This window comes from Arthrobacter sp. EPSL27 (assembly GCF_001512305.1).
Lineage (GTDB): Bacteria > Actinomycetota > Actinomycetes > Actinomycetales > Micrococcaceae > Arthrobacter.
In genome coordinates, this window is sequence record NZ_LNUT01000005.1 from 830873 (window position 1) to 856045 (window position 25173).

Genomic DNA, 25173 nt, shown 5'->3' on the forward strand with positions numbered 1-25173 from the left:
CTTCGAAAAACAGCGGGGAAACCCCGGTTGACTACTAACAACAATAATACCCCCGGGGGTATCTTGCAAAGGTATTGGTTGCCGGCGGATCCCTCCGTCAGGGGGAGCCCGTCCGGCGCCCGCGAAGACGGTCTGCGAGGGACCGCCAGCGGCCCCGGGCCGGGGCGTCCGCCGGCGGCGGCGCATAGTTCACGGGATGTCCGCCGCGGTACCACTCGGTGATGCCGCCGGCGACGTTGACGACGTCGTAGCCCCGCCCGGCAAGAAGCGCGCCCGCCTGGGTGCTGCGTTTACCCGACCCGCAGAGGACGTACACCGTGGTGCTGTTGGGCACGTCCTTCAGGCGGCCGGGCAGCTCATCCAGCGGGATGCTGATGCTTCCCGGAATGTGGACCGTGGCGTATTCATCCGCGCCCCTGACATCGACCAGCGCGGCGCGGGGCCACTTGGCGGCGAGGTCATCGGTGGTGATGGTGCGCATCAGCTCTCAGCCCCGCTTCCGGTCAGGCCTGCGGCTGCGCCGCCCGGGCCCGCACGCTGGCCATATCGAGGTTCTTCACGCCCTCGATGACCTGCTGCAGGCCGGCCGCGTTGAGCGCGCCGGGCTGCGAGAAGACCAGCGTTTTGTCGCGGAAGGCCATCAGCGTGGGGATCGAGGTGATGCCCGCCGCGGCGGCCAGGCCCTGCTCCGCCTCGGTGTCCACCTTGGCAAAGACCACGTCGGGGTGCTTCTCCGAGGCCGCCTCGTAGGTGGGTGCGAACATGCGGCAGGGGCCGCACCAGCCCGCCCAGAAGTCGATCAGGACGATGTCGTTGGACTCCAGCGTTTCGGCGAGGGTCTTTTCGGTGATGTCGATGGTTGCCATGTGCTTACCGTTCCTCCGGGTCGTGGGGCTGCGTGATGCGGTTCAGGGGCGGGTCAGGTGGTGGGCAGGCCCGCGCGGGTCCACGCGATCATGCCGCCGTCCATGGTGTCCGCGGTGAAGCCGGCACCGTTGAGGGCATCGGCCACGCGGGCGCTGCGGTTGCCGCTGCGGCAGATGGCGATGACCGGAACCTTCGGGTCCAGCTCGGCCAGGCGGGCCTTCAGCTCGCCCATGGGGATGTGGATTGCGCCCGGGATCATGCCTTCGGCGACTTCGAAGTCCTCGCGGACATCGAGAATCTGGGCCTCATTACGGCGCTGATCTGCTTCGGTGATGGTGATTTCTGCCATGGTCTTGCCTTTCGTGAATGGATGCCGATGGTTGTGGCCGGATCAGACCGGCGTGGGCTGGATATCCTTTTGGGCAGCCCGGTTGGACTTGCGCAGGGGGCAGCTGCTGACGAAGAACCAGCAGACAGCGGCTGCGACGAGCGCGGCGCCTGCGACACCGAGGGCGATCGGTCCGCGCAGGTCAACGGAAGCCTGCTGGATCAGGACGAACGCGCCCATGACCAGCACGAACCAGCCGAAACCCTTGCGCAGGGCCGCCTCCGGGATGCGCCCGGCCAGCTTGGAGCCGATCAGCGTGCCCATGATGGCGGCCCCGGTCACGGCCAGTGTGATTCCCCAGTCCAGCTCCACGGTGGTGAGGTAACCGGCGAGTCCGGCGAAGGACTTCATGGCGATCACTACAAGCGAGGTCCCGACGGCGACTGCCATGGGCAGTCCACCAAGGAGCGCCAGCGCGGGCACCACCAGGAATCCGCCGCCGGCACCGACCAGGCCTGTGACCAGGCCGACCACGAGGCCGTCCAGCAGGACCCGGAACAGGGGCAGTTCGGTGTGCTTGGGCGCTTCGGTGCCCTCGTCAGCCTTCTTTTTGCGTCCGCGGATCATGGCAATGGAGGTGGCGACCATCATCAGGGCAAACGCGATGAGGAGGATCTGGCCCGGGATATGACCGCCCAGGAGGCCGCCAACGAAGGCGCCGGCCATGCCGGCGACGCCGAAGAGCAGCCCGGTGCGCCACATCACACGTCCGGCGCGGGCGTGGCTGACGACGCTGACGGCCGACGTGACACCGACCACGAACAGGGAGGCCGCGATGGCTTCCTTGGCATCGAATCCGGCCACGTAGACCAGGATCGGCACCGTCAGGATGGAACCGCCGCCGCCGAGCACACCGAGCGAGAGCCCGATGAGCACGGACAGTGCGAGGACGAGGATCAGCGTGGTGGTCATGAGGCCTTGGACTCCGCGGTGGCGGCATTGGCGACCGGGAACTGCAGGATGGCGGACTCGCGCGTGGGCTCCTCGGCAGCCTTGTTCCACGGCATGGCGGAGATGGCCTGGCCCATGGCGCACGTATTGGTGGCGGCCGAGAAGGTCAGGCCGGTGCCGATGGCGCCGGCGAGGAGCCGGACCTTCGGGGAGACGAACTTGCCGCCGACGAGGCCGAGGACCACGAGGGAACCGGCTGCAAGGCGGACCTGGCGCTCAAGGTCCCAGCGGGCCTTGCCGCGGACCACATCTCCGCCGATCTCTGCGAACCCGGGGACGCCGCCGGTCAGGACGTAGGCGGTGCCGATCCCGGCGCCACCCAGCCGCTGGCGGGCCTGCTCAGCCCGCGCTCCGGACTGGCACACCAGGACGACGCGGCTGCCCAGGCGGGCGGCCAGTTCTTCGGTGTGCTCCGAGAGCAGCGGCAGCGGGACGTTGTAGGAGCCGCGGATGTGCATGTTCTCGAACTCCGCAGCCGAGCGGACGTCGATGACGATGAGGTCCTGGTGTTCCTGGAACCAGCCCTGCAGGGTTTCGGGAGCCAGGGCGGTGACCGCCGGTGCGGACGAAGACTGGGCTGACGAAGAGGGAGAGGGCGTCATGGGTGTCCTTTCGAGACGAACAAAAACTGAATACCCCACCGAGTATTACAGATACCCCAGGGGGTAGTCAAAAATACCCATGGGGGTATAAAGTTGATCGTATCCACCCTAGCTTTGGAGACCGCCATGGACCTCGATTCCGCAGAACTGCTCCCCGTCATCAACCGGTTGAAGCGTGCCCAAGGGCAGCTGGCAGCGGTGATCCGCATGCTGGAGGAAGGGCGTGACTGCAAGGCCACGGTCACGCAGCTGGCTGCCGTCTCGAAGGCGCTGGACCGCGCCGGTTTCGCCATCATCGCCAGCGGCCTGGAGCAGTGCGCCGTCAGGAAAGACTCCAGCATGGACACGAAGGACCTGGAGAAGCTCTTCCTCTCCCTCGCGTAATGCGGGCAGTGTGCCGGCCAAGTCCTCCGTAACTCAGGTCCCGCGTAACTTACGTTCCGCAGTACGTCCGGTAGGGGCCGAAGTCGCCCGGCGCTCCGGCGGCATACCGTTCCAGGCCCGGACGCTCGTCGTAGGGGCTGGTCACCGCTTCGAGGAGACGGCCCAGCGGAGCCAGGTCGCCGGCTGTTGCCTCCTCGAGGGCTTCCTCCACCAGGTGGTTGCGCGGAATGTAGGCGGGGTTGACCCGGTCCATCATGCCGGCGTCGGGCCCCTGCGCGCGCCACCGTCCGGCCCAGGCGTCGAACGTGGCAGGGTCCGGCAGCAGGTTCCGCGCGGCGCCGGAATCGCCCCGGGCAGCCCCCGCGAGGGCCCGGAAGAATGAGGTGTAGTCAGGGCGGCCTGCACCAAGGAGTTCGAACAGCTCATCCACGAGGGGCGACGTCACGGCGTCGTCGGCGTCCCGCAGGCCGATCTTCGCCCGCATGCCGGCCGACCACGCCGCACTGTACTGCCGGCGGAACGCCCCCAGGGCGTCCTGCGCCATGGCCACCGCTTCCTCCGGGACGTCGTGGAAGAGCGGCAGCAGGGACTCCGCGAACCGTGCGAGGTTCCACTCGGCCATGACCGGCTGGTTGCGGTACGAGTAGCGCCCGGCCTCGTCGATCGAGCTGAACACCGAGGCGGGGTCGAAGGCGTCCAGGAAGGCGCAGGGACCGTAGTCGATGGTCTCGCCGGAGATGGTCATGTTGTCGGTGTTCATCACGCCGTGGACGAACCCCACCAACATCCACTGCGCCACCAGCGAGGCCTGCGCGGCGGTCACGGCCTGGAACAGCGCCAGGTAGGGATTGCCCGCCTCCGCGGCGCCGGGATAGTGGCGGCTGGTCGCATGGTCGGCGAGGCGGCGCAGGAGGCTGATGTCACCTGTGCCTGCGGCGTACTCGAAGCTTCCAACGCGGAGGTGGCTGCTGGCGACCCGCGTCAGCACGGCCCCCGGCAGCATCGTTTCGCGCTGCACGGGGCGCCCGGTCGCCACGACGGCGAGTGAGCGGGTGGTGGGGATGCCCAGGGCGTGCATCGCTTCACTGACGATGTATTCGCGCAGCATGGGCCCGACGACGGCGAGGCCGTCCCCACCGCGGGAAAACGGAGTGCGGCCCGAGCCTTTGAGGTGCACATCGCGCAGGCGGCCCCGCGAGTCGGTGACCTCACCGAGCAGGAGCGCGCGCCCGTCGCCAAGGCGGGGAGCCGGCCAGCCGAACTGGTGGCCCGAGTAGGCCTGGGCCACCGGCGTGGCACCGCCCGGCACCAGCGAACCGGTCAGCAGGCGCAGTCCCTCGGCGCTCCTCAGGTAGCCGGGATCGAGGCCCAGCGCGGCGGCCAGCGGCTCGTTGAGGACCAGGAGCTGCGGGTCCGGCGCCTCGTCCGCCTGCCACGGAATGGCCATCTCCGCGAGTTCCCGGGCGAAGCGTCCGTCAAAGGTGACGGTTGAGGGGCCTGCGGCAGTCATACCTCCAGAATATCCCCCGGCGCCGCCGGCCGCTCCGGTGCCGGCCACCACCGGCTGCGGGTCCCAGGTTCAGGGTGCGGGCACCTGTTCGACGGCGACCGTCTCGATGATCCTGGTTGAGGGCTCGCCCACCAGCGACGGCGCCGTCACCCCCGTTTTCCAGGTGTCGTTCTGCAGCCGCCCGAGGAAGTCCACGGCGGCAGCCTGCGTATCGAAGTCCATTTCCAGCATCACGTAGTCCTGCTGGTCCAGCGGCCGGGAGATCCGGTAGGACCGCACGCCGGAGGCGGCTCGGCCCAGCGGATCACTGTCGAAGGCCCTCCTCCACATGTCGAAGTCCCGGACCTGGTGTTCGATCTGCAGGGTAATCATGGGGCGCTCCTGTCGACAGTTCTCCGTGCCCAACTGTAGGCCCGAAAGCCCCTTGAAGGTAAGGAGCCGACCGGCGCTCTTTTCCCGGCTCGACAGCTCCGGTGAAGGCGATGACCTGCCCCGACTCCCTGCCGGTGCCGGCGGCTCATTCGCTCCGGGTGATGCCGGGAACCTCTGCTCGGGGATACGTTGCGGGAGGAGTGGCACCGGCGCACTGCGGGTGTCCACCGTTCCCCCAACCGCTGCTGCCTGACGGCGGCCCCGACTGTACTGGAGACATCACCATGGCCGATCAAGAAACCCCGGTTCTCGACGCCCTCGCCGAGATCACCGCCGCATCGCTTGAGCGCTGCACACTAGAGGCCCGCGAGGTTATGCTGGCCCGCATTGCGGCGCTGGTGGCGGTCGACGCCCCGCCTGCCTCCTACCTGCTCAACGCCGGTACCGCCAGCGACGTCGGCATCACCATGGAGGATGTCCAGGGCATCCTCATCGCGGTCGCTCCGGTGGTCGGTACGCCCAAGGTGGTTGCGGCGTCGGGCAACCTCGCCCGCGCACTGGGCTTCGCCGTCGCCGTCATGGAGGCAGAGCTTGAGGCGCAACTCGACGCCGGAAACGGGGGCTGACCAAGTCCGACGGCGGTCCGGGACTGCACCCACTCTGTAAGATTCTTGCCGTGTCCCTCTCTGATGTCCGTCCCCAGCCCGTCACCGTTTCCGTAGCCCGCACCGTCCAGCCCGGCCGGACCCGCCAGGCCAGCGCCTGGGCCCACGCCGGCCAGGAGCTGGCCCGTGAATGGCCGGGCTATCTCGGCTCCGGCTGGGTCCGCTCGGCGGCGGATTCGAACGAGTGGCACATGCTGTACCGCTTTGCGGACGCGGGCCTGCTGAACGACTGGGAGCAGTCCGACGAGCGGCGCTGGTGGATTGACAGCGCCGCAGATCTCGTGGAAGTGACCCGGATTGAGCGGCGCACGGGGATCGAGGGCTGGTTCGCCGAACCCGGGGATGCCCTCCTCACCGTCCCCGAAACCGTGGTGCCTCCCCGCTGGAAGCAGATGGTCAGCATCTTCCTGCCGTTTTTCCCGCTGAGCCTGCTGGCCAATTTCCTGCTGCATCCGCTGACCCAGGACTGGCCGCTCCCCCTGCAGGTGCTGCTGGCCACCTGCGTTCTCACCCCGCTGATGACCTACATCTTCCTTCCGGTGACCACCCGGCTGCTGGGACCGTGGCTGCGCGCGAAACGCTGACGCGGTCCCGGGCTGCTCAGTTCTCGAAGAGGCCGAGGATGTTGCCCTCGCTGTCGAGGAACCAGGCCGCCTTGCCCATCGCCGAGGTGGCGACCCCGTTTTCGGTTTTCAGGCCGGGGAAGTCGTACTCCTCAAACACCACACCCCGGCTGCGCAGGTCCTCCACGTCGGCGTCGAAGTTCTTGGTGCCCCAGCCCATCTGGGTGTTTTTGGCGGTGCCCGCGTTGTCGGTCTGATACAGCAGGAAGGTGGTTCCGTTGCCGCAGCGGTACATCAGGTTGTCCTCGTCCGCGGCTTCTGCGGGTTCCAGTCCCAGCACGTCGCGGTAATACGTCCTCGCCCGGCCGATGTCCTTGGCGGGGAGGACGGCAGTGATTTCCAGGTCCTTCAGCATGACAAACACTCCCTTGAATTCCGGATTTGACTCGTTGCCAGCACCGGCCGCGGGCACCCCCGATCGCCGCCTCACAGGTGCTGATGCGCACCATCGTAGGCTCGGGTCCGGGAGAGTCAATAGCGTCCGGAAAGCACCGCCGCAGCGGCCCGGCCACCGGCTTTCTACGACGGCTGGGTCTCGGCATTCGGCGTGCCGGCGGAGGAGCCTGCGCCGTCCGCTTTGGGGTGCTGCCGCCGGCTGGCCAGCAGGAAGGGCGCCGCGATCAGCTCGATAACGCCGCCGATCGCCAGCGACGCGGGATAGCCGTAGACGTCGGCCGCCCGGCCCAGGAGCGGCTGCACCACCACCCCTCCGCTTGAGCCCATCAGCGAATCGAAGCTGAGTACCGTGGCCCGCTGCTTCGACGGGATCATGTCGTTCAGGTAGGCCTGCCGCACCGGGGTTCCTGCCGAGGAGACCACGGCCCAGAGTGCCAGCAGGGCCAGTGCCAACCAGAAGACTTGCGTGAACCCGAGCGCCACCAGCAGCACGGCGCTCACAACACTGCTCAGGATCAGCACAGTGGTGCGGCGCCGGACAAGGCGCCGGATCCGCGGGGCCAGCCAGCCGCCCAGCACCTGCGCGCCGGCCACGATCGCCGCCGCGAGGCCTGCCACGGCGTACGCGCGCGGGTCGCCAAAGAGCTCCAGCAGATAGGGCTGCAGGGCGTAAAACACATAGATCCCGACGCCGGCGCTGAACGGTGCGGCCAGCATGACGTAGCGCACCGGCGGATTCTTCAATCCGTTCTCGATGGACGCGGAAAGTACGGCACGGGTGGCCCGGAGCGGGTGGGCCGAGCGCTCGGGGACAAAACCGACGTCGTGCATCAGCCGGAACGCGACCGCGAACATCACCGCCAGCACGCCCACCCGCAGCAGGAACGGAACGCCGAGGTTGGTGGCCTGGGCAATCACACCGCCGGCCACCGAGCCGCCCAGCATGGCGACGCCGGACACCATCAGCCCGCGGCCAAGCACCGTCTCCAGTTCGCCCTCGTAGCCGGAGGACCGCAAGGCATCGACAAGCCAGGCTTCCACCGCGCCGGAGAAGAAGGTGAACCCCAGGCCCAGGAGCACCGACACGACGGCCCACAGCCAGAAGGGGGCGGCGAACTGCCACAGGAGGTAGTAGAGGTAGGTCGAGACGGCCAGCGTGGCGGTGCCAAGGAGGAAGGATGCGCGGCGCCCCCACCCGTCGGCCACCACTCCGGTGGGCACCTCGAACAGGACCATGCCGGCGGTGAAGAACGCGTTCGCGGCGAAAGCCTCAAGGTTGGTGAGTCCGGCGTCCAGCAGGAAGAGGGTGTTGATTCCCCAAATGAACGAGGCGGCGAGGGTGTTGCCCAGCGTCAGCGTGAGGTAGACGCGCTGGATCTTCCGGGCGGCGGGGTTCATGGCTTCGCCGACCCCGCCGGAGCGAGGGTGGACCACCAGCCCATTCTCGTCCCCCTCGGCTGCCCGCGCCAGAGCACCAAGGCCCTGCCCGCGTGCAGCGGCGCAGCTCAGCCGGCTTCGGGCACCTCGAGCTGCACCCTGAGCTGGTCCCCTGCCTTGATACCGGCCGCCGTCCTGACCGCTTTCTTGACCGGAAGCAGGTAGGAACCGCTTTGGCTGTCCGGGAAGAGCGACGTGGACCAGCGGTGCCCGGCGATGACGGCCGTAATTCTGATGGAGCCGAAGCCCCGCCGGAGGGTGGCGGCGTCCTCCCGGATCTCGTCCGAAACCTCGGGCGGAACCGTCAGGAAGTGCCACCCGGCTTCTCCTGGATAGAGCCACAGCCGCGCTGTGAAGGCATACTTCAGGGGCATCGGGCAGGCCTCCCTGGTGCACTTTGCATGGTCCGTTGACAGATCTCGACCGGTAGCCGGTTCCACACGGACGCCGCGACAGAGACCACGAGGACCAGTGCGGTGATGGCGACGTCCGTCATGGGGACACGCTAGACCCGAACGGGCCCTGCGAGATATCCCCGGCAGGTCCGGCGGAGCACTCCACACCCCCTCGACCCGCGCGGCCGCCGTTCCTAGAATGGGAGCGCGGGGGCTGGGGCGTTAGCGCCGGACGGAAGACAAGCCATGGACATTGACGGCGACGACCCGGACGGGGCGGCCGGCACTATCGCAGTGGGGACGCCACCGCGCGGTGTGCCGGCGGCCGTCACCTCAATGATGCGCAGGGGCACCATCCCCGGACTCTCCCTGGCCGTGGCAGACCGCGACCGTGTGCTCTTCGCCGCCGGTTACGGCCTCGCCGACCGGGCGACGCACACGGCGGCGACCGCGTCGACGTCGTACTTGTGGTTTTCGATGTCCAAGATCGTGACGGCGACGGCCGCGCTCCGCCTTGTGGACGAGGGCCGCCTCGACCTCAACGCCCCTGCCGGCGACTACGTTGCCTACCTCCGGGGTCCCGGAACCCCGGCGCCGAGCGTGGGCCAGTTGCTCAGCCACACCGCCGGATTCGGCAACCCCCTCCCCCTCCGCTGGGTGCACCCGGCCGACGCTGAGGGACCGGACCCCGGGGCCCTGCTCCGGCGCCTGGTGGGCAGGCGCACCGCCTACCGCTATCCAGCCGGGCACGCAGCGAGGTACTCCAACGTCAGCTACCTTGCCGCCGGACAGGTCATCGAGTCCGCGGCAGGGATGGCCTTCGAGGACTACGTCCGCACCTCCGTCCTGCGGCCTGCAGGGATGGACCACACCGCGTTCCGCTACCCGGACGGCGCGGTCAGGGCGACCGGGTACGTCAAAGCGCCCCGGATCGCTGACCCCCTGCTGCGCGCCCTGTTGCCCCGCGGGGTCGCGGGAGGCCGCCACGGGCCGTACCTGTCACTGAACCCGTTCTATGTGGACGGTCCCGCCTACGGCGGCCTGGTAGGCGATGTTCTGGATGCGGCCAGGTTCCTCCGCATGCACCTTCGCGACGGCGAGATCGACGGCGTCCGCGTCCTGTCGCCCGGGTCGGCACGCCGCATGCGCATCATCGACCAGCCGGGGAAGCCGTTCGACCACGGAACCGGCTGGTTCCGCCGGCCGGCCGGGACCGCCGGGCAGTGGGTGGAGCATTTCGGCGCCGGCGCGGGCTTCTGGAACGTCATGCGCCTCTACCCCGAGCGGGGTCTCGGCATCGTCGTTATGAGCAACAGCACCCGGATGTACGACTTCGAACCGCTCTTCGCCATCCTGGCAGCCGCATCCTGGCCGTAGCCGGCGCGTTTACTGCTGCCGGTCGAGTGCCTCGAGGAGCCGCCTGACCGAGCTGCCGAGGTTCCAGTCAGTGGCGAGGCGCTCCAGTTCGGCGCGGTCACCGCCCGCGACGGGCCTCAGCTGCGCGCCCGCCTCCTCCAGCGTCGGCAGTTCCAGGTCCCGCACAACGTTCACGACGGCGGCGCGACGGCGAGGTAGTCCGCGGCCGCCGCGAGCTTCGACCGCACCGACGCGGACAGCCCGCTTCCGGCGTCGGCCGCCGCCGCGAGCAGCCCGTCCAGGGTGCCGTACTCGCCAAGCAGCGACGCGGCGGTCTTCTCGCCGACGCCGGCGACTCCCGGCAGCCCGTCGGAGGTATCGCCCCGGAGGGTCGCGTAATCGGCATACTGCGCGGGCAGCACGCGGTATTTGCCGACCACCGACACCTCGGTGAGGACCTCCAGGTTCCGCATGCCGCGCGCGGTATAGATCACCCGGACCTGGCGGGCGTCGTCGACGACCTGGAAGAGGTCGCGGTCCCCCGTCACGACGTCGACGGGCAGTTCCGCATGGCTGGCGTAGGTGCCGGCGACGTCGTCGGCCTCGTGTCCGGCGGCCCCCACGACGGCGATCCCGGCGAGGCCCAGGACGTGCCGGATCAGGGGAATCTGCGCCTCCAGCGCGTCCGGGACATCCTCGACGTCGGGCGAGCCGGCCACCGTTTCGGCCACCCGGTGCGATTTGTAGCCGGGAATGAGGTCCACCCGCCACTGCGGGCGCCAGTCGTCGTCCCAGCACGCCACGAGGTGCGTCGCCTCGTAATCCGTGGTGAGGCGGGCGATCATGTCGAGCAGCCCGCGGACGGCGTTCACGGCGGTGCCGTCGGCACGGCGGACCGTGTCCGGGACGCCGTAGAAGGCGCGGAAGTACAGGGACGCGGTATCGAGCAGCATCAGGCGCTGGGGCATACCTGATCCTGCCACGGTTCTGCCCCGGCGCGTTGACGATGGGCCGCCGCAGGGCCACAATCGCATTGTGGGCGGACGGCCCGGGCCGCACCGGCCGCCTGGTATGTGATGGTGCAGCGATTCTGATGAGCCGGAAACCAAGGCGCGTCCGCGCGCACAGCCGGTACCGACGCCGGGCACGTGTTGCCGGGGCAGGTCCTGAGGTAAGTGGGAGGTCACCGATCATGGCCGGGACCAAAGTCAAACACCCGAGCGTTGAGGACCGTGCGTCGAAGGGCAAGGGCAGCCGCAAGAAGACCCCTGTCACCAGCCACACCGGCTGGACGCCTGCTGCCGACCGGCCCGATCCGGTGGGGCTCCTCGAGGAGCAGAACAAGACCCGGGAACAGGACCTGGTACCGGTGCGCCACGGCCGGATGCTGGTCTCGCCGTTCACGTTTTACCGGGGCGCCGCCAAGATTATGGCCGCCGACCTGAAGGACACTCCGCGGGCCGGGCTGGACGTCCAGCTGTGCGGCGATGCCCATCTGTCCAACTTTGGCGTGTTTGCCTCGCCGGAACGGACCCTGCTGTTCGACCTGAACGACTTCGACGAGACGCTCCCGGGCCCGTTCGAGTACGACGTCAAGCGGATGGCCGCCAGTTTCACCATTGCGGGGCGGAACAACGGGTTCAGCGCCGAAGAAACGCTCTCTGTGACGCTCACGGGGGTCCGGGCGTACCGCGAAGCAATGGCCCAGTTCGCGCAGATGGGCGCCCTGGACGTCTGGTACGCGCGCCTGTCCGAGGAGCAACTGCTGGAAGCCATCGACCTGGCCGTGGCGAGCCAGAAGGGTAAGGCCCTGAAGAAGGCTGCGCAGGGCATGGGCAAGTCCGCCCGGCAAAACGTGGCGAAGGCGCACACCAGGGACAGCCTGCAGGCGCTGTCCAAGCTGGCCGAGCGTGTCGACGGGAAGTACCGGATTGTCAGCCAGCCACCGATGGTTGTGCCCGTCAGGGAACTGGCGGACACCTACGGCATGTCCGGCGATGAGGTTGAGAAGGCGGTCCGTGACCAGCTGCGTTCCTACCGGGCCACGCTGCCCGACGACCGCCGCCACCTCCTGGAACGGTTCGAGGTCATCGACGTCGCCCGCAAAGTGGTGGGAGTGGGCAGCGTCGGCACGCGGGCGTTTATCGCCTTGCTCCAGGGACGCGACCAGGAGGACCCCCTGTTCCTCCAGGTCAAGGAAGCCACCAAATCCGTGCTTGAGGACCACCTGCCGAAGAGCCGGTACAAGCAGCCGGGCGAACGCGTGGTGCAGGGGCAGCGGATGATGCAGGCCGCGAGCGACATCTTCCTGGGCTGGACCAAGGGCGTGCAGGACAACCGGTACCTGTACTGGCGCCAGCTGCGCGACATGAAGGGCTCAGCCGTGGTGGAGGGGATGAAGCCGCTTGGCATGAACTTCTATGCCAACGCCTGCGGCTGGACGCTGGCGCGGGCCCACGCCAGGTCCGGCGACCCGGTGGCGATCGCGTCCTACCTCGGCAAGAGCGACAAGTTCGACCAGTCCATCACCGATTTCTCCGGGCGGTACGCGGACCAGAACGAAAAGGACTACGAGGCCTTCGCCGAGGCTGTGCGGTCCGGCCGGCTTCCGGCCACCGACGCCATCTAGGCGGCACAGGTTCGCCGGCCCGGCGTGGTGCGGGCGGGCGTCGATAAGGGGCACGAACAGCGGAGAACGGCGGGAAACTTCCCGCCGTTCTCCGCTATGTGGGCAGCGCCGCGGGCGGAGTCCACACGCGATAGTTGACGCTTCAACTTCTCCGGCGTACATTAGTTGTAGCTTCAACAAACATTCCCCGGCAGAACAGATTCTGATGAAAACCCTCCTGGCCCGCATATTCGGAAAGAAGACCCCCATGACGAACCTCACCATCATCGGCAACGGCAACATGGCCCGCGGCATCGCAACCCGCGCCCTGGCCGGCGGCCAGTCCGTCCAGATCCTTGGACAGGACGCCGCCAAGGCGCAGGAACTGGCCGCGGAGCTTGGTGCCGGCGTCACCTCCGGCTCCACCGTCGACGTTCCGCAGGGCAACATCGTGGTCCTGGCGGTCCCCTTCGACGCCGCCAAGTCCGTCGTCCGGGCCTACGGCGATGCCCTGGCCGGCAAGACCATCGTGGACATCACCAACCCGGTGAACTTCGAAACCTTCGATTCCTTGGTGGTTGAGCCGGGGAACTCCGCCGCCGAGGAAATCTCGCAGCTTGCCCCCGCCGGCGCGCACGTGGTCAAGGCATTCAACACCACTTTCGCCGGCACCCTGGTGGCCGGCGAGTCCGGCGGACAGCCGCTGGACGTCTTCATTGCCGGCGACAACGGGGCAGCCAACGCTGCTGTCAGCAGCCTCGTCGACGCCGGCGGCATGCGCCCCCTGGTGGTCGGTCCGCTGAAGCGCGCCCGCGAACTGGAAGGCTTCCAGTTTGTCCTCATGACCATGCAGGCCAACCCGGAGTTCGCCGACTTCAACTGGGACACGGGACTTCAGGTCACCAAGTAACAGGCCGGCTGCTTGCAGCCAATGGAATCCGGGAGCACGACGGCGGGAACAGCCCCGCCGTCGTGCTTCTTTGTTGTTGGTCCGCTCTTACGATCAGGGCTTGACCGGGCCGGGCGGCGAGACGGCCGGATCGGGTTCCGGGTCCGCCGGCTTCATCGGAGGGTCAGCAGGTGGGTCCATCGGCGGGTCCGCAGGCGGGTCCACGGGCGGGTCCGCAGGCGGGTCCACGGGCGGGTCGACCGGCGGAGTGTCCGTTGGGGTGACCGGCAGGTCCGCCGTCGGGTCGACTGGACCGGCCGGTGAAGCCGGCCCTGCCGGCCCCGGGCCGTCCGTTTCGGGCGGTTTGACCACTGGCGCCTCGTGGTCGCCGCCGGTAACGCTGCGTTTGCTGGCATCTCCCATGGGAACTGCCCAGACCGGTTTCAGGTCAGCTTGGGCACCGCGGCCCGGCTCGAAGTCCAACTCAGGAAGATCATCGAGGCGGTCCAGCTGGGACACCGGCAACAGGGTCCAATTGAGGGGATTCGCGTGGATGCCTTTTGAGATTGTTTCGAAATGGAGGTGGCAGCCCGTGGACGACCCGGTGGTGCCGACGTGTGCGATAACTTCCCCTACTTTTACAGACTCCCCTTGCTGGACAGTGCTGGACTCCAAATGGTTGTAGGTGGTGATGATGCCGTTGCCATGGTCGACTTCCACGCGGTTTCCACCGCCCCAAGGATGCCATCCGACAGCCCGTGCCACGCCGGCGTCGGCCGCGTAGACCCGCGTCCCGCACCGTGCCGCGAAGTCCTGCCCCCAGTGAAACTCGCCGGCAGCGCCGCTGAGCGAATTGATACGGACTCCGAACGGAGACGACGGCCGCAGTACCTCCAAGGGGGCAAGCAACGATCCCGATGAAGGACGCACCAGCGCCCGTGAGGCGACGGTCATTTTGCGCGTACCGTCCGCGGCGATCGTATCGACGTCAACCCGCTCAAAGGAGAGGATCCCGTCCGGGTCCGCCATCACGGGAGGCGCTTCCGGCGGTGCGGCCGGGGGCTCGCCTGCGTACTTCACCGTCAGGCCGAGCGGACCGATCGAGGCGGCTGCGGGCTCCGGAAGAACCGAAAACCACGCATCCTCGAACCCGAGGGCCACAAAGATGACGGCGATGAACACCACGGCCGGGAAAGGCGACGCGGGCCATCGGCCCGATGGGCTGTCAAAGACATCCCCGCGTTGGCGTTTGAACACAGCCCTCACCCGAATCTTGCTCCCGGTATTGACTTTTATCTTCGCGGCCTACGCGGTGAAAAGAGCGCCCAAAAAGGCAACCAAATGGGCATCACGCCGTCAGGCAGACGCCTGATGCCCTGCCGGGGGTGAACCGGCAGTTCCACTAGGCTGGGTCCCACACGCGAGGAACAGGAGATCCAAGTGCCCGGGACTACATCGGCAGACTCGACGCTGGCCCAGGTAACGGCCGAGCTGGCCGCGCTTGAGGACCCTCGGGTGCGTGCGGTGAATGAGCGGCACGGCGACGATCACGGCGTGAACCTCAGCAAGCTGCGGGCAATCGCGAAGCGGCTGAAGACGCAGCCGGACCTTGCGCGGCAGCTCTGGGCGACGGATGACACCGCGGCGCAGCTGCTGGCGGTCCTGGTCTCCCGCCCGAAGGCATACGGGCGGGACGAACTGGACGGCATGCTCCGCGGGGCCCGCTCACCCAAGGTGCACGACTGGCTGGTGAACTACGTCGTTAAAAAGAACCCGCACTCCGAAGAACTGCGCGTGGCCTGGTTGGCCGATCCGGATCCGGTGGTCGCGAGTGCCGGCTGGGCGCTGACCACCGAACGGGTGGCGAAAAACCCAGAAGGCCTGGACCTCCCCGAGCTCCTTAGTATCATCGAGGCGGATATGAAGGACGCCCCGGACCGGCTGCAGTGGGCGATGAACCACTGCCTGGCCCAGATCGGAATCGAGCACGCCGGGCACCGAGCCCGGGCCCTTGAGATCGGCGAGCGCCTGGGGGTGCTCAAGGACTACCCGACTCCCCCGGGATGCACCTCCCCGTACGCGCCCGCCTGGATCGCTGAGATGGTGCGCCGGCAGCAGGCGCCGTAGGAAGGTTGGCCCGCATTTCCCGCTGACGTGCGGGGCCCCGTCGGATAAACTCAGGGTCTCACGGTCCACTAACCCGACGCCCCAAACCGTACGGCCAGACCAGTCGGCCAGGCCGGCGGACCGCCGGGCTGAGCAGAGAGGCCAGCCATGGACTTCGACCCGGCCACTGAACATCCGCTGGATCCCTTTCCCCACTACGAGCGCATGCGGGCAGCCGCACCCGTCTATCTCGACGAGCCGACGGGAAGCTGGCACGTCTTCCGGTACGACGACGTGCAACGGGTTCTGTCCGACCACGCCACGTTCTCCTCGCGGATGGGCGGCGACGAGTCATCCGAGGTGGGGCACCTGTTCGCCTCGAGCCTGATCACCACCGACCCGCCCAGGCACCGGCAGTTGCGCTCCCTGGTGACCCAGGCGTTCACGCCGCGGGCCGTCGACGCTCTCGCTCCCCGCATCTCCGAGCTGACCGACGGGCTTCTCGACGGGATCGCCTCCCGCGGATCAGCCGACCTGATCGAGGAGCTGGCCTACCCGCTGCCGGTCATAGTGATCTCGGAACTCATGGGGATTCCCGCGGAGCACCGCGACCGCTTCAAGCAGTGGTCCGATGCGATCGTCAGCCAGACGCGGACCGGCGCGGCCACTGAGGACCACCATGCCGCAAACCAGGAGATGACCGGGTACTTCCTGGACCTGATCGAGCAGCGAAGGAGGCGTCCGGGCGATGACCTGATCAGCAACCTGCTCGCCGCAGAGATCGACGGACAGAAACTGAACGTGGCCGAACTGCTGGGCTTCTGCGCCCTGCTGCTCGTCGCGGGCAATGAAACAACCACCAACCTGATCGGCAACGCGGTTCTTTGCTTTACCGAAGTGCCCGGCACCGTAGACCGGCTGCTGCAGGAGCCGGCCCTGCTTCCCCAGGCCACAGAAGAAGTGCTTCGCTTCCGCTCCCCCGTCCAGTCCATGTACCGGGTGACTGCTGCCGACGCCAACCTGGGCGACGTCCGGATTCCCGCCGGCGCCCCGGTGGTGGCCTGGATCGGCTCCGCGAACCGCGACGAGCGGCAGTTCGAGCGGCCGGCGGAGTTCGACGTCGACCGCGGCCAGACCCGGCACCTGGCGTTCGGCCACGGCATCCACTTCTGCCTCGGCGCCCCGCTGGCACGGCTGGAAGCGAAAATCGCCCTCGACGCCATCCTGTCGCGGCTGCCCGGACTCGCCCTTGCCCCGGATGCTCACCTTGAACGGATGGACAGCACCATCGTCTACGGGGTGAAGGCGCTCCCGGTCAGCTGGCAGGCACGCAGCTAGCGTGGCGGCATGAACCCGTCCAAAACCCCTCCCCAGGTCATTGAGGTTGCCGGCGCCGAAGTCAGCATCTCCAGCCCGGACAAGGTGGTCTTCCCGGAGCCCGGGCTGACCAAGCTCGACGTCGTGCGCTACTACCTCGCCGTCGCGGATGGTGCGCTGCGGGGCGCCGGCGGACGTCCCATGGTGCTGAAGCGATTCCCGAAAGGGATCGGCGCCGAGCCGTTCTTCCAGAAGCGCGTCCCGGAGAACCACCCCGGCTTCATCGACACGGCAACGCTGCATTATGCGTCGGGGACGTCAGCCGAAGAGGCGGTCATCCGGGATGCCGCGGGTCTGGCGTGGGTGGTCAATCTCGGCTGCCTGGACCTCAACCCGCACCCCGTGCGCGCCGAGGACCTGGAGCACCCCGACGAGCTCCGGGTCGACCTGGACCCCATGCCGGGTGTCGGCTGGAAGCAGATTGTCGACGTCGCCTATATCGTGCGGGAGGTGCTCGACGACGTCGGGCTGGTGGGCTGGCCCAAGACCAGCGGATCGCGGGGACTCCACATCCTGGTGCGCCTCGCCCCGCAGTGGCCTTACCGGGATGTGCGGCTCGCCGCCGAGGCTCTCGCGCGCGAGGTGGAGAACCGGGCTCCGGGCCTCGCCACCGCGCGGTGGTGGAAGGAAGAGCGCGGCGAGAGTGTGTTCGTCGACTTCAACCAGAACGCCAAGGACCGCACCGTGGCATCGGCGTATTCCATCCGGCCCCTGCCCGACGCCCGGGTCTCGACACCCCTCACCTGGGAAGAGGTTGCCTCCGCCCGGCCGGAAGACTTCACCGTGCCCACGGTGCTCAAGCGCTTTGCGGCACTTGGTGACCCGCACGCCGGCATCGACGACGAGGCCGGGAAGCTGGACAAACTCCTCGCTGTGGCCGCCGGGCTCGGCCCCGCTGAGAAACCGCCGCCCGGCCGCAACGGTTCAGGCCGCCGGCAGTCCGTGATGCCGCTGATCGAAGTGGCCCGGACGAAGACCAAGCCCGAGGCGCTCGCGGCGCTGGACGAATGGAAAAACCGGCATGCCGACGTCGTTGCCGCCCTGCATCCGGCCGACATCCTGGTCGACGGCATGCGCGGATCGAGTTCCCTCTGGTACCGGGTGCGGGTGAACCTGCAGCACGTCCCCGAAAGCCTGCGACCACCCGAAGAGGAGCTGATCGCCGACTACGACCCTTGGGCGGGGAAAGAGTGGCCGGGGCGCCCGGGGGCCTGACGCCTGGCAGGCGGGATCAGAAATAATCACGCACCAGGCGCAGAATATGCTCTGACGGAGCGAGGCCCATGTCCTCCATCAGGTTTTCCCGATATATATTGAATGCGCGAATGGCAGCAGCATTATTGCCCTGTTTCGTCTGCGCCTGAATGAGAAGTCCCACCGCACTCTCATAAAGAGGTTCAAGCTGGAGTGCCGCCTCCGAGGCTTCCACGGCAATCTCATAATCCCGCCGCGCCAGTGCCTCCCGGCCAATGATATGGAAAGCGTGAAGGCGGTCCTGCCGCAATCTGCTCTGTTCAAAGAGCACCCAGTCCTCATACCAGCCCGGCAGCAATTCGGCGTCGCGCAGGAGGATCAGCGCGGCGGCCGCGCTCCCGCTGAGTCCGTTCTGGTTTAGGTCCCGGACACAGGCGCGGACACGGTGCAAATCCACGTCCACCAATTCGCTGAGGGAAAGCTCGGGACCCCCGTTGACCAGCAGGCCCGGAGCCTGCCGCGACACCAGATGCATGCTCACGCGAAGACTTTCCAGGGCGCGGCTCTCACAGCTTTCCGGCCACAGCAGCCCCACCAAGTAGCTCCGCGGCCGGGGGCCGTGGATCGCCAGGGCAGTGATGAGCCGCTGCTGCCGTGCCGCGACGTGCAGAACGCACGAGCCGCTGCGGAGCTTCCACGATTGGAAAAGGCTCAGCTGAAAATGGCAAAAGTTGCCGCTTCCCATTGATACCCCCAGATCCAGCACAACCGTGAGCTGGAATAGTTCTAGCACTGAGGATCCGCATTTAGGCCGGGCATGTCAATGTCCCGTGAAAGCGGCGAATTTTATGAAACAGGCCAATCAGATAGCTGCACGCTGGTACGTTATGCACGCGGCTCGAAAACAAACATTTATGATCTGTCATCAGGGCCGAAAGACCCTAGGGAGAAATTTTCATAGGGATGTCACTTTTTAATTATGCGGATCCCCCGTTTTTCCGGGAGTACCTCCTGACACGCCCGGGCGGCACTGCCCGCACCGACCGGACCCTCCGCGGCCGTGGAAGCTGCGGCTAGCATAGGGACATGGCTCCAGATCACGGTATTTCCGGATTGTTCCGGCGTCCCCAGCCCGTCAAACCCATGCCCGGCCAGGAGTCGGTGTGGGACTATCCGCGGCCACCCCGGATCGAGCCCCGGTCCGAACGGGTTGTGGTGCGTCTTGGCGGGCAGGTTATTGCCGACACCACCGATGCCGTGCGCGTCCTGGAGACGAGCCATCCGCCCGTCTATTACTTGCCGCTGGACGCCTTCCCGCCGGGCGTGCTCGTCCCGGTTGACGGCACCACCTTCTGCGAGTTCAAGGGGGAAGCGCACTACTTCGACGTCGTTTCCGGTGGCGTGGTGGCCCGCCGCGCAGGGTGGACCTATCCGGACCCCGCCCGGGGCTTCGAGGCGCTCAGCAGCCGGGTGGCCCTCTATCCGCGCCACATGGACTCGTGCGAGGTCGACGGCGAGCGGGTGACATCCCAGGAAGGCGACTTCTACGGGGGCTGGATCACCTCGCAAATTGTTGGTCCCTTCAAAGGCGGCCCGGGAACGTTCGGATGGTGAGCACCGCGGGCAACGATCTCCACAACGTCGACCTGAGCCGGGAAAGCGCCGCAGCCGGCGGGTCGCCCCGGCTGTACGGCTACCTGGCGAAGCCTGAGGGGAAGGGACCGTTCCCGGCCGTTCTCATGGTCCATGAGGCCTTCGGCCTCAACGACATCACAGTCCGGCATGCCGAGCGGATGGCAGCCGCCGGATATCTGACGCTGGCGCTGGACCTGTTCAGCGACGGCGGGGCGCGCCGCTGTCTTGTATCGACCATGCGGTCCCTGGCTGCCGGAGAGGGACGGGCGTTCACGGACCTGCTGACGGCCCGGCAGTGGCTGCTGGATTCCGGCGACTCCACGGACAAGGTCGGGGTGATCGGGTTCTGCATGGGCGGCGGCTTCGCCCTGCTGCTGGCCAACGACGGCTTCGACGCCGCGGCCGTGAACTACGGCCGGCTCCCCAAGAACCCGGAAACCGAGTTGGCCGGCGCCTGCCCGATTGTCGCCAACTTCGGCGCGCGGGACCGCAGCCTGCGCGGTGCGGCAACACAGCTTTCCACGGTCCTGGAGGCACTGGGCACCGAACACGATGTGAAGGAATTCGAGACCGCAGGGCACGCCTTCCTCAACGATGCGGAGATCGGTCCCCGTCCGCTGCGCCCGTTGTTCCGTGTCCTCGGCGTGGGGCCGGACCCGCAGTCGGCGCCCGAGGCCTGGCGCCGGATCGAAGACCACTTCGCCCGGCACCTGAAGGGATAGCCGTCAGAGCTCCGGTGCGTGCTCCTCGGGCAGCGCTCCCTCATCCTCGGGGTGGCGCTTGAGGTTCAGCAGCGAGAGCGCCAGGCCACCCCAAACGGTGAGGATGGCAATGATCATCATGGTGATGGCGATGGTTGTCACCGGGCCTGCTCCTCTTCCTCTTCGGCTTCCTCGTCCACGATGGACTGGTATTCCGGGTCATGGTGGGCCTTGGATTTACGGCTCCAGGGGATGACGGTCAAGATCAGGGCCAGCACCACCAGTCCGCCGGCCATGCCCCAGCCGAACAGGCCCACAAACCAGGCCGGATAGCCCTCGTAGGTCGTAGTGATCTTGCTGATGAACTCGTTGGCCACCATGTAGATCAGGGCGAGCGGCACCACGCCGGCCACCAGCACCATCCACGTCCGCCGCATCTTGATCGTCGAGGTGCGGTTGAGGTGGGCTGAGAGCAGGGGGAGCTTGCGCAGGAACCATGCCAGCACCATGACGGTCACCAGCGCTCCCAGGGTGATGCCGAAGCTGTTGACGAAAGCGTCGGAGGTGTCCAGCAGGTAGAGGCCGGTCGCCGTCGGGAAGAGTCCCAGCGATACGGCCGCCACCAGCCCGCTGACCACGACGGAAGCCTTGATGCGTCCCCAGCCCAGCTTGTCCTGCACCGCGGCCACAATGACTTCCAGGACCGAAATCAGTGACGTGACACCGGCGAATACCAGGGATCCGAAGAACAGGACCCCCATGACGGGCCCGAGCGGCGCCTGGGACACGATGGTGGGGAAAGCCACGAAGGCCAGCCCGATGCCCTGGGTGACCACATCGTTGATGCCTGTTCCGGCGGCCTGCGCCATGAATCCCAAGGCGGCGAACACGCCGATGCCGGCCAGGATCTCGAAGCCCGAGTTGGAGAACGCCACCACCATGCCTGAACCGGTGAGGTCGGTCCTGCGCTTCAGGTAGGAGGAGTAGGTGACCATGATGCCGTAACCCACCGAGAGCGAAAAGAAGATGTGACCGTAGGCTGCAGCCCACACCGCCGGATCCGCCAGCGCGGCCCAGTCGGGGGTGAAGAAGGCGTTGAGCCCTTGCGCTGCGCCCGGCAGGAACAGGGACTGGACCACCAGCAGCAGGAACATCACCATCAGCAGCGGCAGCAGGATCGAGTTGGCGCGTGAGATGCCCTTGCGGATTCCGGCCACCATGATGGCGATGACAGTGATCCAGATGAGCAGCAGCGGGAAGAAGACGGCCGGCACGTACGTAAAGCCGACGCCCGGCGCCTCGGAGAGGGCGAGGAACGTCCCGAAGAAGTAGCCCTCGGCGTCGTCCCCCCATGCCTCGGTGAACGAAAAGATGGTGTACATCAGGGACCACGCGATAATCACGGCGTAGTAGGCGGCGATCACAAAGCAGACCAGCACCTGCCACCAGCCCAGTGGTTCGGCCGCGCGGTGGAGCCGGCGGTAGGCCAGCGGGGCGGAGCCGCGGAACTTGTGCCCCACGGCGTAGTCCAGGAACAGCAGGGGGATGCCCGCCGTCAGCAGCGCCACGAGGTACGGGATCAGGAAGGCGCCGCCGCCGTTGTCGTAGGCGATGTAGGGGAAGCGCCAGATGTTGCCGAGGCCCACCGCGGAACCGATGGCCGAGAGGATGAACAGCCTGCGGGTGGAAAAGGTTTCGCGCTTCTCTGGCGCTGCGGAGGGGGAAGCCTGGCCGCTCATCCCGTCACGCCCTGCACACCAGTTGTTGGGTTCATGCTGCGGCGCTGGACACCGCGCTTTTCTGGCCGGTCCATTGGGGCTCGCTCTCGGATGAAGGGGGAAGTCCGATTACTGGCTATGCCGCGACTTTACTGTCGGCCGCCGATTCAGGGAAGACCCCGGGATGTCCGGAAGCGGACGGATGTTTCCACGGGAACGACGGCGGCACCCGGGCAGGCCGGTAACAGCGCGGTAACGGGATGGCTGGTGTGATTGCTGCAGCCGTTAGCGGCCCCTCCCCCAGAGCGAAAGGATAAAGGCGATGTCCTCCCAGAGTGAAGAGAACAGTGCTGCGTTGGTCATGCAGGTAGGCGACAGCGAGCCGGAGGTCCATGACGGCGTCTCGCCGGACGATGTCATGGGGATGATTGCCCGCGCCGACGAGGGTATGGCCCGGCGCCTCAAAGCCGCGGAGGAGCGGGTGAGAGCCATCCGTGCCGAGGTGGTGGGCGATCCCGACATGACCGTGGAGTACTTCCTGCTGCAGCGGGCACAGAGCCGTGTGGGCGAGTTGCTCAGCCACGACCTCGAGCATTTGGACCCCGAGGAGCACCGGGCACGGGTGGACCAGTACCACCGCTATGCCGAGGTGGGATCGGCGCTTCTCTACAAGGACCGCGACTTCAAGGGCGGATCGAAGTTCTTCACTGTCACCTGGCCGAACTTCAAGTGGTGGCCATACAAGTTCAACGACGCCGCATCGTCGGCCAAGGCGTGGGGCGGCAACATCCTGTTCCAGCACACGTGGTACGGGGGCCGCCGGCTCTACCTTGTGGGGCTGCCGTATGTGGAGTTCGCCGACCTGGGCCGCTTCGACTTCAACGACATGGCCAGCTCGTTCGTATCCCTGCCCTGACGAAGCCTGACACTCCATACTGACCCGCATGAAGCGGGCTTGCCGCACGGTGGCGCTTGTCACGTTGACATCTTTTCTGAGTGCACTCATAATTGATTGTACTCAACAGAAAAGGGCAGCACCGTGAAAGCGTTCGTCATCGTTAAGTACAAAGCCGGCCTCCGGATGGCTGAGGTGGCCGAGCCGGTCTTCGGGGACCGGGATGTCCTGGTCCGGGTCGAGGCAGCCGGACTCAAACAGCTGGACGAGAAAATCCGCCTCGGCGAGTTCAAGCAGATCCTCCCCTATGCGCTGCCGCTGGTCCTCGGCAACGACCTGGCCGGCACGGTGCTTCGCGTCGGGGCGAAGGTGGACGGCTTCAAGCCGGGCGACGAGGTCTTCGCCAGGCCGGACGCGGCCCGCATTGGCACCTTCGCCGAGCGCATCGCCGTCGCAGAGGCGGATCTGGCGATGAAGCCGTCATCGATCACCATGGCCGAGGCAGGCTCGCTTCCGCTGGTGGCCTTGACCGCCTGGCAGGCCCTGGTGGAGCGCGGAAACGTGCAGCCCGGGCAGAAGGTCCTCATCCATGCGGGCGCCGGCGGAGTGGGCACTGTCGCAATCCAGTTGGCCAAACACCTTGGTGCGACGGTCGCCACCACCGCCAGCGCCGCCAACGCGGACTTCGTCCGGGGGCTGGGCGCCGACACCGTGATCGACTACAAGGACGAGGACTTCGAACAGATCCTCAGCGGCTTTGACCTGGTCCTCGACAGCCTGGGCGGGCGGAACCTGGAAAAGTCCCTCCGCATCCTCCGGCCCGGCGGCGAGGCGATTGGAATTGCCGGACCGCCGGACCCCGCCTTCGCCCGGGAGTCCAACCTGAACCCGCTGCTCCGCCTCGGCATTGCCGGGCTGAGCCGGAAGATCCGCAGCCAGGCGCGCCGGCTGGGCGTGGATTACGAATTCCTGTTTATGCATGCCAGCGGCGGGCAACTGGAGCGGATCGCACGGCTGGTTGACGACGGCGTGCTTCGCCCGGTCGTCGGACGCGTCCACCCGTTCGCCCAGACTCCGGAGGCTTTGCAGGCGCTGGGAACCGGAGGGCTGCGTGGCAAGGCCGTGATCGTCAATCCCCCGGGTGACTCCCCCGCCGCAACCCGGTCCGAAGTCGCGGGTCAGCACCGGCAGGGAGAACAGGCATGAGCGCCTCCAGCACCGGCGTCCCCACTTCCTATGCGGCGGCGCCCACCCGTAGTATCGACGCCGACGGCGTCAGCTACGCCTACCGGGAGCTGGGGCCCAAAGGCGGGGTTCCGGTGGTCTTCTTCCACCACCTCGGCGCCAACCTGGACAACTGGGACCCGCGGATCATCGACCCCATAGCCCAGGAGCATCATGTGGTCACGTTCGACAACCGCGGCCTCGGCGCCAGCACCGGGGCGGTGCCGGACAGCATCGAGGCCATGGCGGACGACGCAGCCACGTTCATCCGGGCCCTCGGTTTTGAGGAGGTGGACGTTTTCGGCTTCTCGCTGGGCGGCATGGTGGCCCAGGAGCTGATCGGGAAGCACCCGGGGCTGGTCCGGAAACTCATCCTCGCCGGCACCGGCCCCAGAGGCGGGAAGGGCATCGACAACGTTGCCCGGGTAACGTACCTCGACGTGCTGCGGGCTGCCCTGGTGCGGGCTGATCCGAAGGAGTTCCTTTTCTTCAACCGCAACGCCGCCGGCAAGCAGGCCGCACGGGCGTTCATCGCACGCCTTCAGGAACGCACCGCCGGCCGCGACCGGCCGGTCCGGATCCGTGCCTTCCGGACCCAGCTGAAGGCCATCCGGGACTGGGGACGTGCCGAGCCGGCCGACCTGTCGGCCATCAGGCAGCCAACGCTGATCGCCAACGGCGACCATGACCGGATGGTTCCGTCCAACCTATCGATGGACCTGCACCGGCGCATCGCGGGGTCCGAGCTGGTGATGTATGAGGACTCAGGGCACGGCGGCATCTTCCAGTTCCACGGGCAGTTCGTTCCCGCGGCCGTCGGGTTCCTGAAAAGCTGACGCCGGGCGGGCGCCCCATTGGCTACACTCGAAGTCAGTTCAAC

General features: G+C 67.3%; 28 protein-coding genes and 1 pseudogene. 14 read left to right on the top strand and 15 right to left on the bottom strand.

All coding sequences use genetic code 11. The features are described 5' to 3' along the window. Positions 1-97 precede the first annotated feature (97 nt). Genes AR539_RS14770 through AR539_RS14790 form a run of 5 tightly spaced genes read right to left on the bottom strand, consistent with a single transcriptional unit; the run spans position 98 to position 2808 of the window. Positions 98-481 carry a rhodanese-like domain-containing protein gene (locus tag AR539_RS14770; RefSeq protein ID WP_066438429.1) on the bottom strand — a complete coding sequence of 128 codons (384 nt, stop codon included), beginning with the start codon at positions 479-481 and terminating at the stop codon, positions 98-100. A gap of 22 nt (positions 482-503) precedes the next feature. Further along, a complete protein-coding gene (gene trxA, locus AR539_RS14775; protein WP_066438432.1) occupies positions 504-866 on the bottom strand; it encodes a thioredoxin in 363 nt (120 codons plus the stop codon). Positions 867-919: 53 nt separating this feature from the next. Next, positions 920-1216, bottom strand: coding sequence for a rhodanese-like domain-containing protein (locus AR539_RS14780; protein ID WP_066438434.1), 297 nt, complete (start codon positions 1214-1216; stop codon positions 920-922). A gap of 42 nt (positions 1217-1258) precedes the next feature. Then, positions 1259-2167 carry a sulfite exporter TauE/SafE family protein gene (locus tag AR539_RS14785; protein ID WP_066438439.1) on the bottom strand — a complete coding sequence of 303 codons (909 nt, stop codon included), beginning with the start codon at positions 2165-2167 and terminating at the stop codon, positions 1259-1261. Then, positions 2164-2808: a rhodanese-like domain-containing protein gene (locus tag AR539_RS14790; RefSeq protein ID WP_066438441.1), complete on the bottom strand. Its 645-nt coding sequence runs from the start codon at positions 2806-2808 to the stop codon at positions 2164-2166. Before AR539_RS14790 ends, AR539_RS14785 begins: the two co-directional genes overlap by 4 nt. Positions 2809-2934: 126 nt before the next feature. Here AR539_RS14790 and AR539_RS14795 point away from each other — a divergent pair, with 126 nt between their 5' ends. Next, the gene (locus AR539_RS14795) at positions 2935-3192 is read left to right on the top strand and encodes a metal-sensitive transcriptional regulator (protein WP_066438443.1); all 258 of its coding nucleotides are present in this window, start codon (positions 2935-2937) and stop codon (positions 3190-3192) included. A gap of 49 nt (positions 3193-3241) precedes the next feature. Here AR539_RS14795 and AR539_RS14800 read toward each other — a convergent pair whose 3' ends face one another. Continuing rightward, positions 3242-4702 carry a protein adenylyltransferase SelO gene (locus AR539_RS14800; protein WP_066438445.1) on the bottom strand — a complete coding sequence of 487 codons (1461 nt, stop codon included), beginning with the start codon at positions 4700-4702 and terminating at the stop codon, positions 3242-3244. Between the two features lie 69 nt (positions 4703-4771). Next, on the bottom strand, positions 4772-5074 hold the full coding sequence (locus AR539_RS14805; RefSeq protein WP_066438447.1) for a hypothetical protein: 303 nt from the start codon (positions 5072-5074) through the stop codon (positions 4772-4774). Between the two features lie 284 nt (positions 5075-5358). Here AR539_RS14805 and AR539_RS14810 point away from each other — a divergent pair, with 284 nt between their 5' ends. Continuing rightward, entirely contained in the window at positions 5359-5700 is a 342-nt protein-coding gene (locus tag AR539_RS14810) for a carboxymuconolactone decarboxylase (RefSeq protein ID WP_066438449.1), read from the top strand. Between the two features lie 50 nt (positions 5701-5750). Then, positions 5751-6323 carry an antibiotic biosynthesis monooxygenase gene (locus AR539_RS14815; RefSeq protein WP_066438451.1) on the top strand — a complete coding sequence of 191 codons (573 nt, stop codon included), beginning with the start codon at positions 5751-5753 and terminating at the stop codon, positions 6321-6323. Positions 6324-6339: 16 nt separating this feature from the next. Here AR539_RS14815 and AR539_RS14820 read toward each other — a convergent pair whose 3' ends face one another. The 3 genes from AR539_RS14820 to AR539_RS14830 form a co-directional block, all read right to left on the bottom strand. Beyond that, complete coding sequence (locus AR539_RS14820) at positions 6340-6717, bottom strand: VOC family protein (protein WP_066440025.1); 378 nt, start codon at positions 6715-6717, stop codon at positions 6340-6342. Between the two features lie 164 nt (positions 6718-6881). Then, entirely contained in the window at positions 6882-8156 is a 1275-nt protein-coding gene (locus tag AR539_RS14825) for an MFS transporter (RefSeq protein WP_197410678.1), read from the bottom strand. Between the two features lie 107 nt (positions 8157-8263). Beyond that, positions 8264-8569: a DUF1905 domain-containing protein gene (locus tag AR539_RS14830; protein ID WP_066438455.1), complete on the bottom strand. Its 306-nt coding sequence runs from the start codon at positions 8567-8569 to the stop codon at positions 8264-8266. A 267-nt stretch (positions 8570-8836) separates the two neighbouring features. On the opposite strand from AR539_RS14830, the gene AR539_RS14835 reads away from it, so the two are divergent. Continuing rightward, positions 8837-9967 carry a serine hydrolase domain-containing protein gene (locus AR539_RS14835; protein ID WP_082699381.1) on the top strand — a complete coding sequence of 377 codons (1131 nt, stop codon included), beginning with the start codon at positions 8837-8839 and terminating at the stop codon, positions 9965-9967. Between the two features lie 9 nt (positions 9968-9976). Here the strand turns inward: AR539_RS14835 and AR539_RS14840 are convergent. Next, positions 9977-10914: pseudogene (locus AR539_RS14840) on the bottom strand (5'-3' exonuclease). Positions 10915-11138: 224 nt separating this feature from the next. Between AR539_RS14840 and AR539_RS14845 the strand changes: the two are divergent. Together AR539_RS14845 and AR539_RS14850 are read left to right on the top strand one after the other, a co-directional pair. Then, positions 11139-12575: a DUF2252 domain-containing protein gene (locus AR539_RS14845; RefSeq protein WP_066438458.1), complete on the top strand. Its 1437-nt coding sequence runs from the start codon at positions 11139-11141 to the stop codon at positions 12573-12575. Between the two features lie 247 nt (positions 12576-12822). After that, positions 12823-13464 carry an NADPH-dependent F420 reductase gene (locus tag AR539_RS14850; protein ID WP_066440028.1) on the top strand — a complete coding sequence of 214 codons (642 nt, stop codon included), beginning with the start codon at positions 12823-12825 and terminating at the stop codon, positions 13462-13464. Positions 13465-13557: 93 nt separating this feature from the next. On the opposite strand, the gene AR539_RS19100 is transcribed toward AR539_RS14850, so the two are convergent. Continuing rightward, a complete protein-coding gene (locus AR539_RS19100) occupies positions 13558-14628 on the bottom strand; it encodes a M23 family metallopeptidase (RefSeq protein WP_066438460.1) in 1071 nt (356 codons plus the stop codon). Between the two features lie 255 nt (positions 14629-14883). Here AR539_RS19100 and AR539_RS14860 point away from each other — a divergent pair, with 255 nt between their 5' ends. The 3 genes from AR539_RS14860 to ligD all read left to right on the top strand — a co-directional run bounded on the left by AR539_RS14860 (position 14884) and on the right by ligD (position 18141). Then, positions 14884-15570: a DNA alkylation repair protein gene (locus tag AR539_RS14860; protein ID WP_197410644.1), complete on the top strand. Its 687-nt coding sequence runs from the start codon at positions 14884-14886 to the stop codon at positions 15568-15570. A gap of 147 nt (positions 15571-15717) precedes the next feature. Further along, on the top strand, positions 15718-16887 hold the full coding sequence (locus AR539_RS14865) for a cytochrome P450 (protein WP_066438465.1): 1170 nt from the start codon (positions 15718-15720) through the stop codon (positions 16885-16887). A 9-nt stretch (positions 16888-16896) separates the two neighbouring features. Beyond that, on the top strand, positions 16897-18141 hold the full coding sequence (ligD, locus tag AR539_RS14870) for a non-homologous end-joining DNA ligase (RefSeq protein ID WP_066438468.1): 1245 nt from the start codon (positions 16897-16899) through the stop codon (positions 18139-18141). Positions 18142-18157: 16 nt separating this feature from the next. Here ligD and AR539_RS14875 read toward each other — a convergent pair whose 3' ends face one another. Beyond that, a complete protein-coding gene (locus tag AR539_RS14875) occupies positions 18158-18913 on the bottom strand; it encodes an AfsR/SARP family transcriptional regulator (RefSeq protein WP_066438475.1) in 756 nt (251 codons plus the stop codon). Between the two features lie 293 nt (positions 18914-19206). Between AR539_RS14875 and AR539_RS14880 the strand changes: the two genes are divergently transcribed. Together AR539_RS14880 and AR539_RS14885 are read left to right on the top strand one after the other, a co-directional pair. Then, positions 19207-19734, top strand: a complete 528-nt coding sequence (locus AR539_RS14880; RefSeq protein WP_066438477.1) for a DUF427 domain-containing protein — start codon at positions 19207-19209, stop codon at positions 19732-19734. Continuing rightward, the gene (locus tag AR539_RS14885; protein ID WP_066438480.1) at positions 19728-20477 is read left to right on the top strand and encodes a dienelactone hydrolase family protein; all 750 of its coding nucleotides are present in this window, start codon (positions 19728-19730) and stop codon (positions 20475-20477) included. Before AR539_RS14880 ends, AR539_RS14885 begins: the two co-directional genes overlap by 7 nt. Positions 20478-20480: 3 nt before the next feature. On the opposite strand, the gene AR539_RS19105 is transcribed toward AR539_RS14885, so the two are convergent. Both AR539_RS19105 and AR539_RS14890 read right to left on the bottom strand, forming a co-directional pair. After that, a complete protein-coding gene (locus AR539_RS19105) occupies positions 20481-20618 on the bottom strand; it encodes a methionine/alanine import family NSS transporter small subunit (RefSeq protein WP_082699382.1) in 138 nt (45 codons plus the stop codon). Beyond that, positions 20615-22195 carry a sodium-dependent transporter gene (locus AR539_RS14890; protein WP_066438483.1) on the bottom strand — a complete coding sequence of 527 codons (1581 nt, stop codon included), beginning with the start codon at positions 22193-22195 and terminating at the stop codon, positions 20615-20617. Before AR539_RS14890 ends, AR539_RS19105 begins: the two co-directional genes overlap by 4 nt. A gap of 301 nt (positions 22196-22496) precedes the next feature. On the opposite strand from AR539_RS14890, the gene AR539_RS14895 reads away from it, so the two are divergent. From AR539_RS14895 to AR539_RS14905, 3 genes are all read left to right on the top strand, one after another. Continuing rightward, positions 22497-23090, top strand: a complete 594-nt coding sequence (locus tag AR539_RS14895; RefSeq protein ID WP_066438486.1) for a hypothetical protein — start codon at positions 22497-22499, stop codon at positions 23088-23090. Positions 23091-23213: 123 nt separating this feature from the next. Continuing rightward, on the top strand, positions 23214-24275 hold the full coding sequence (locus AR539_RS14900) for an NADP-dependent oxidoreductase (RefSeq protein WP_066438488.1): 1062 nt from the start codon (positions 23214-23216) through the stop codon (positions 24273-24275). Next, positions 24272-25129 (top strand): alpha/beta fold hydrolase, encoded by an 858-nt coding sequence (locus tag AR539_RS14905; protein ID WP_066438490.1) that lies wholly within the window; start codon positions 24272-24274, stop codon positions 25127-25129. Before AR539_RS14900 ends, AR539_RS14905 begins: the two co-directional genes overlap by 4 nt. The last annotated feature ends 44 nt before the right edge of the window (positions 25130-25173 follow it).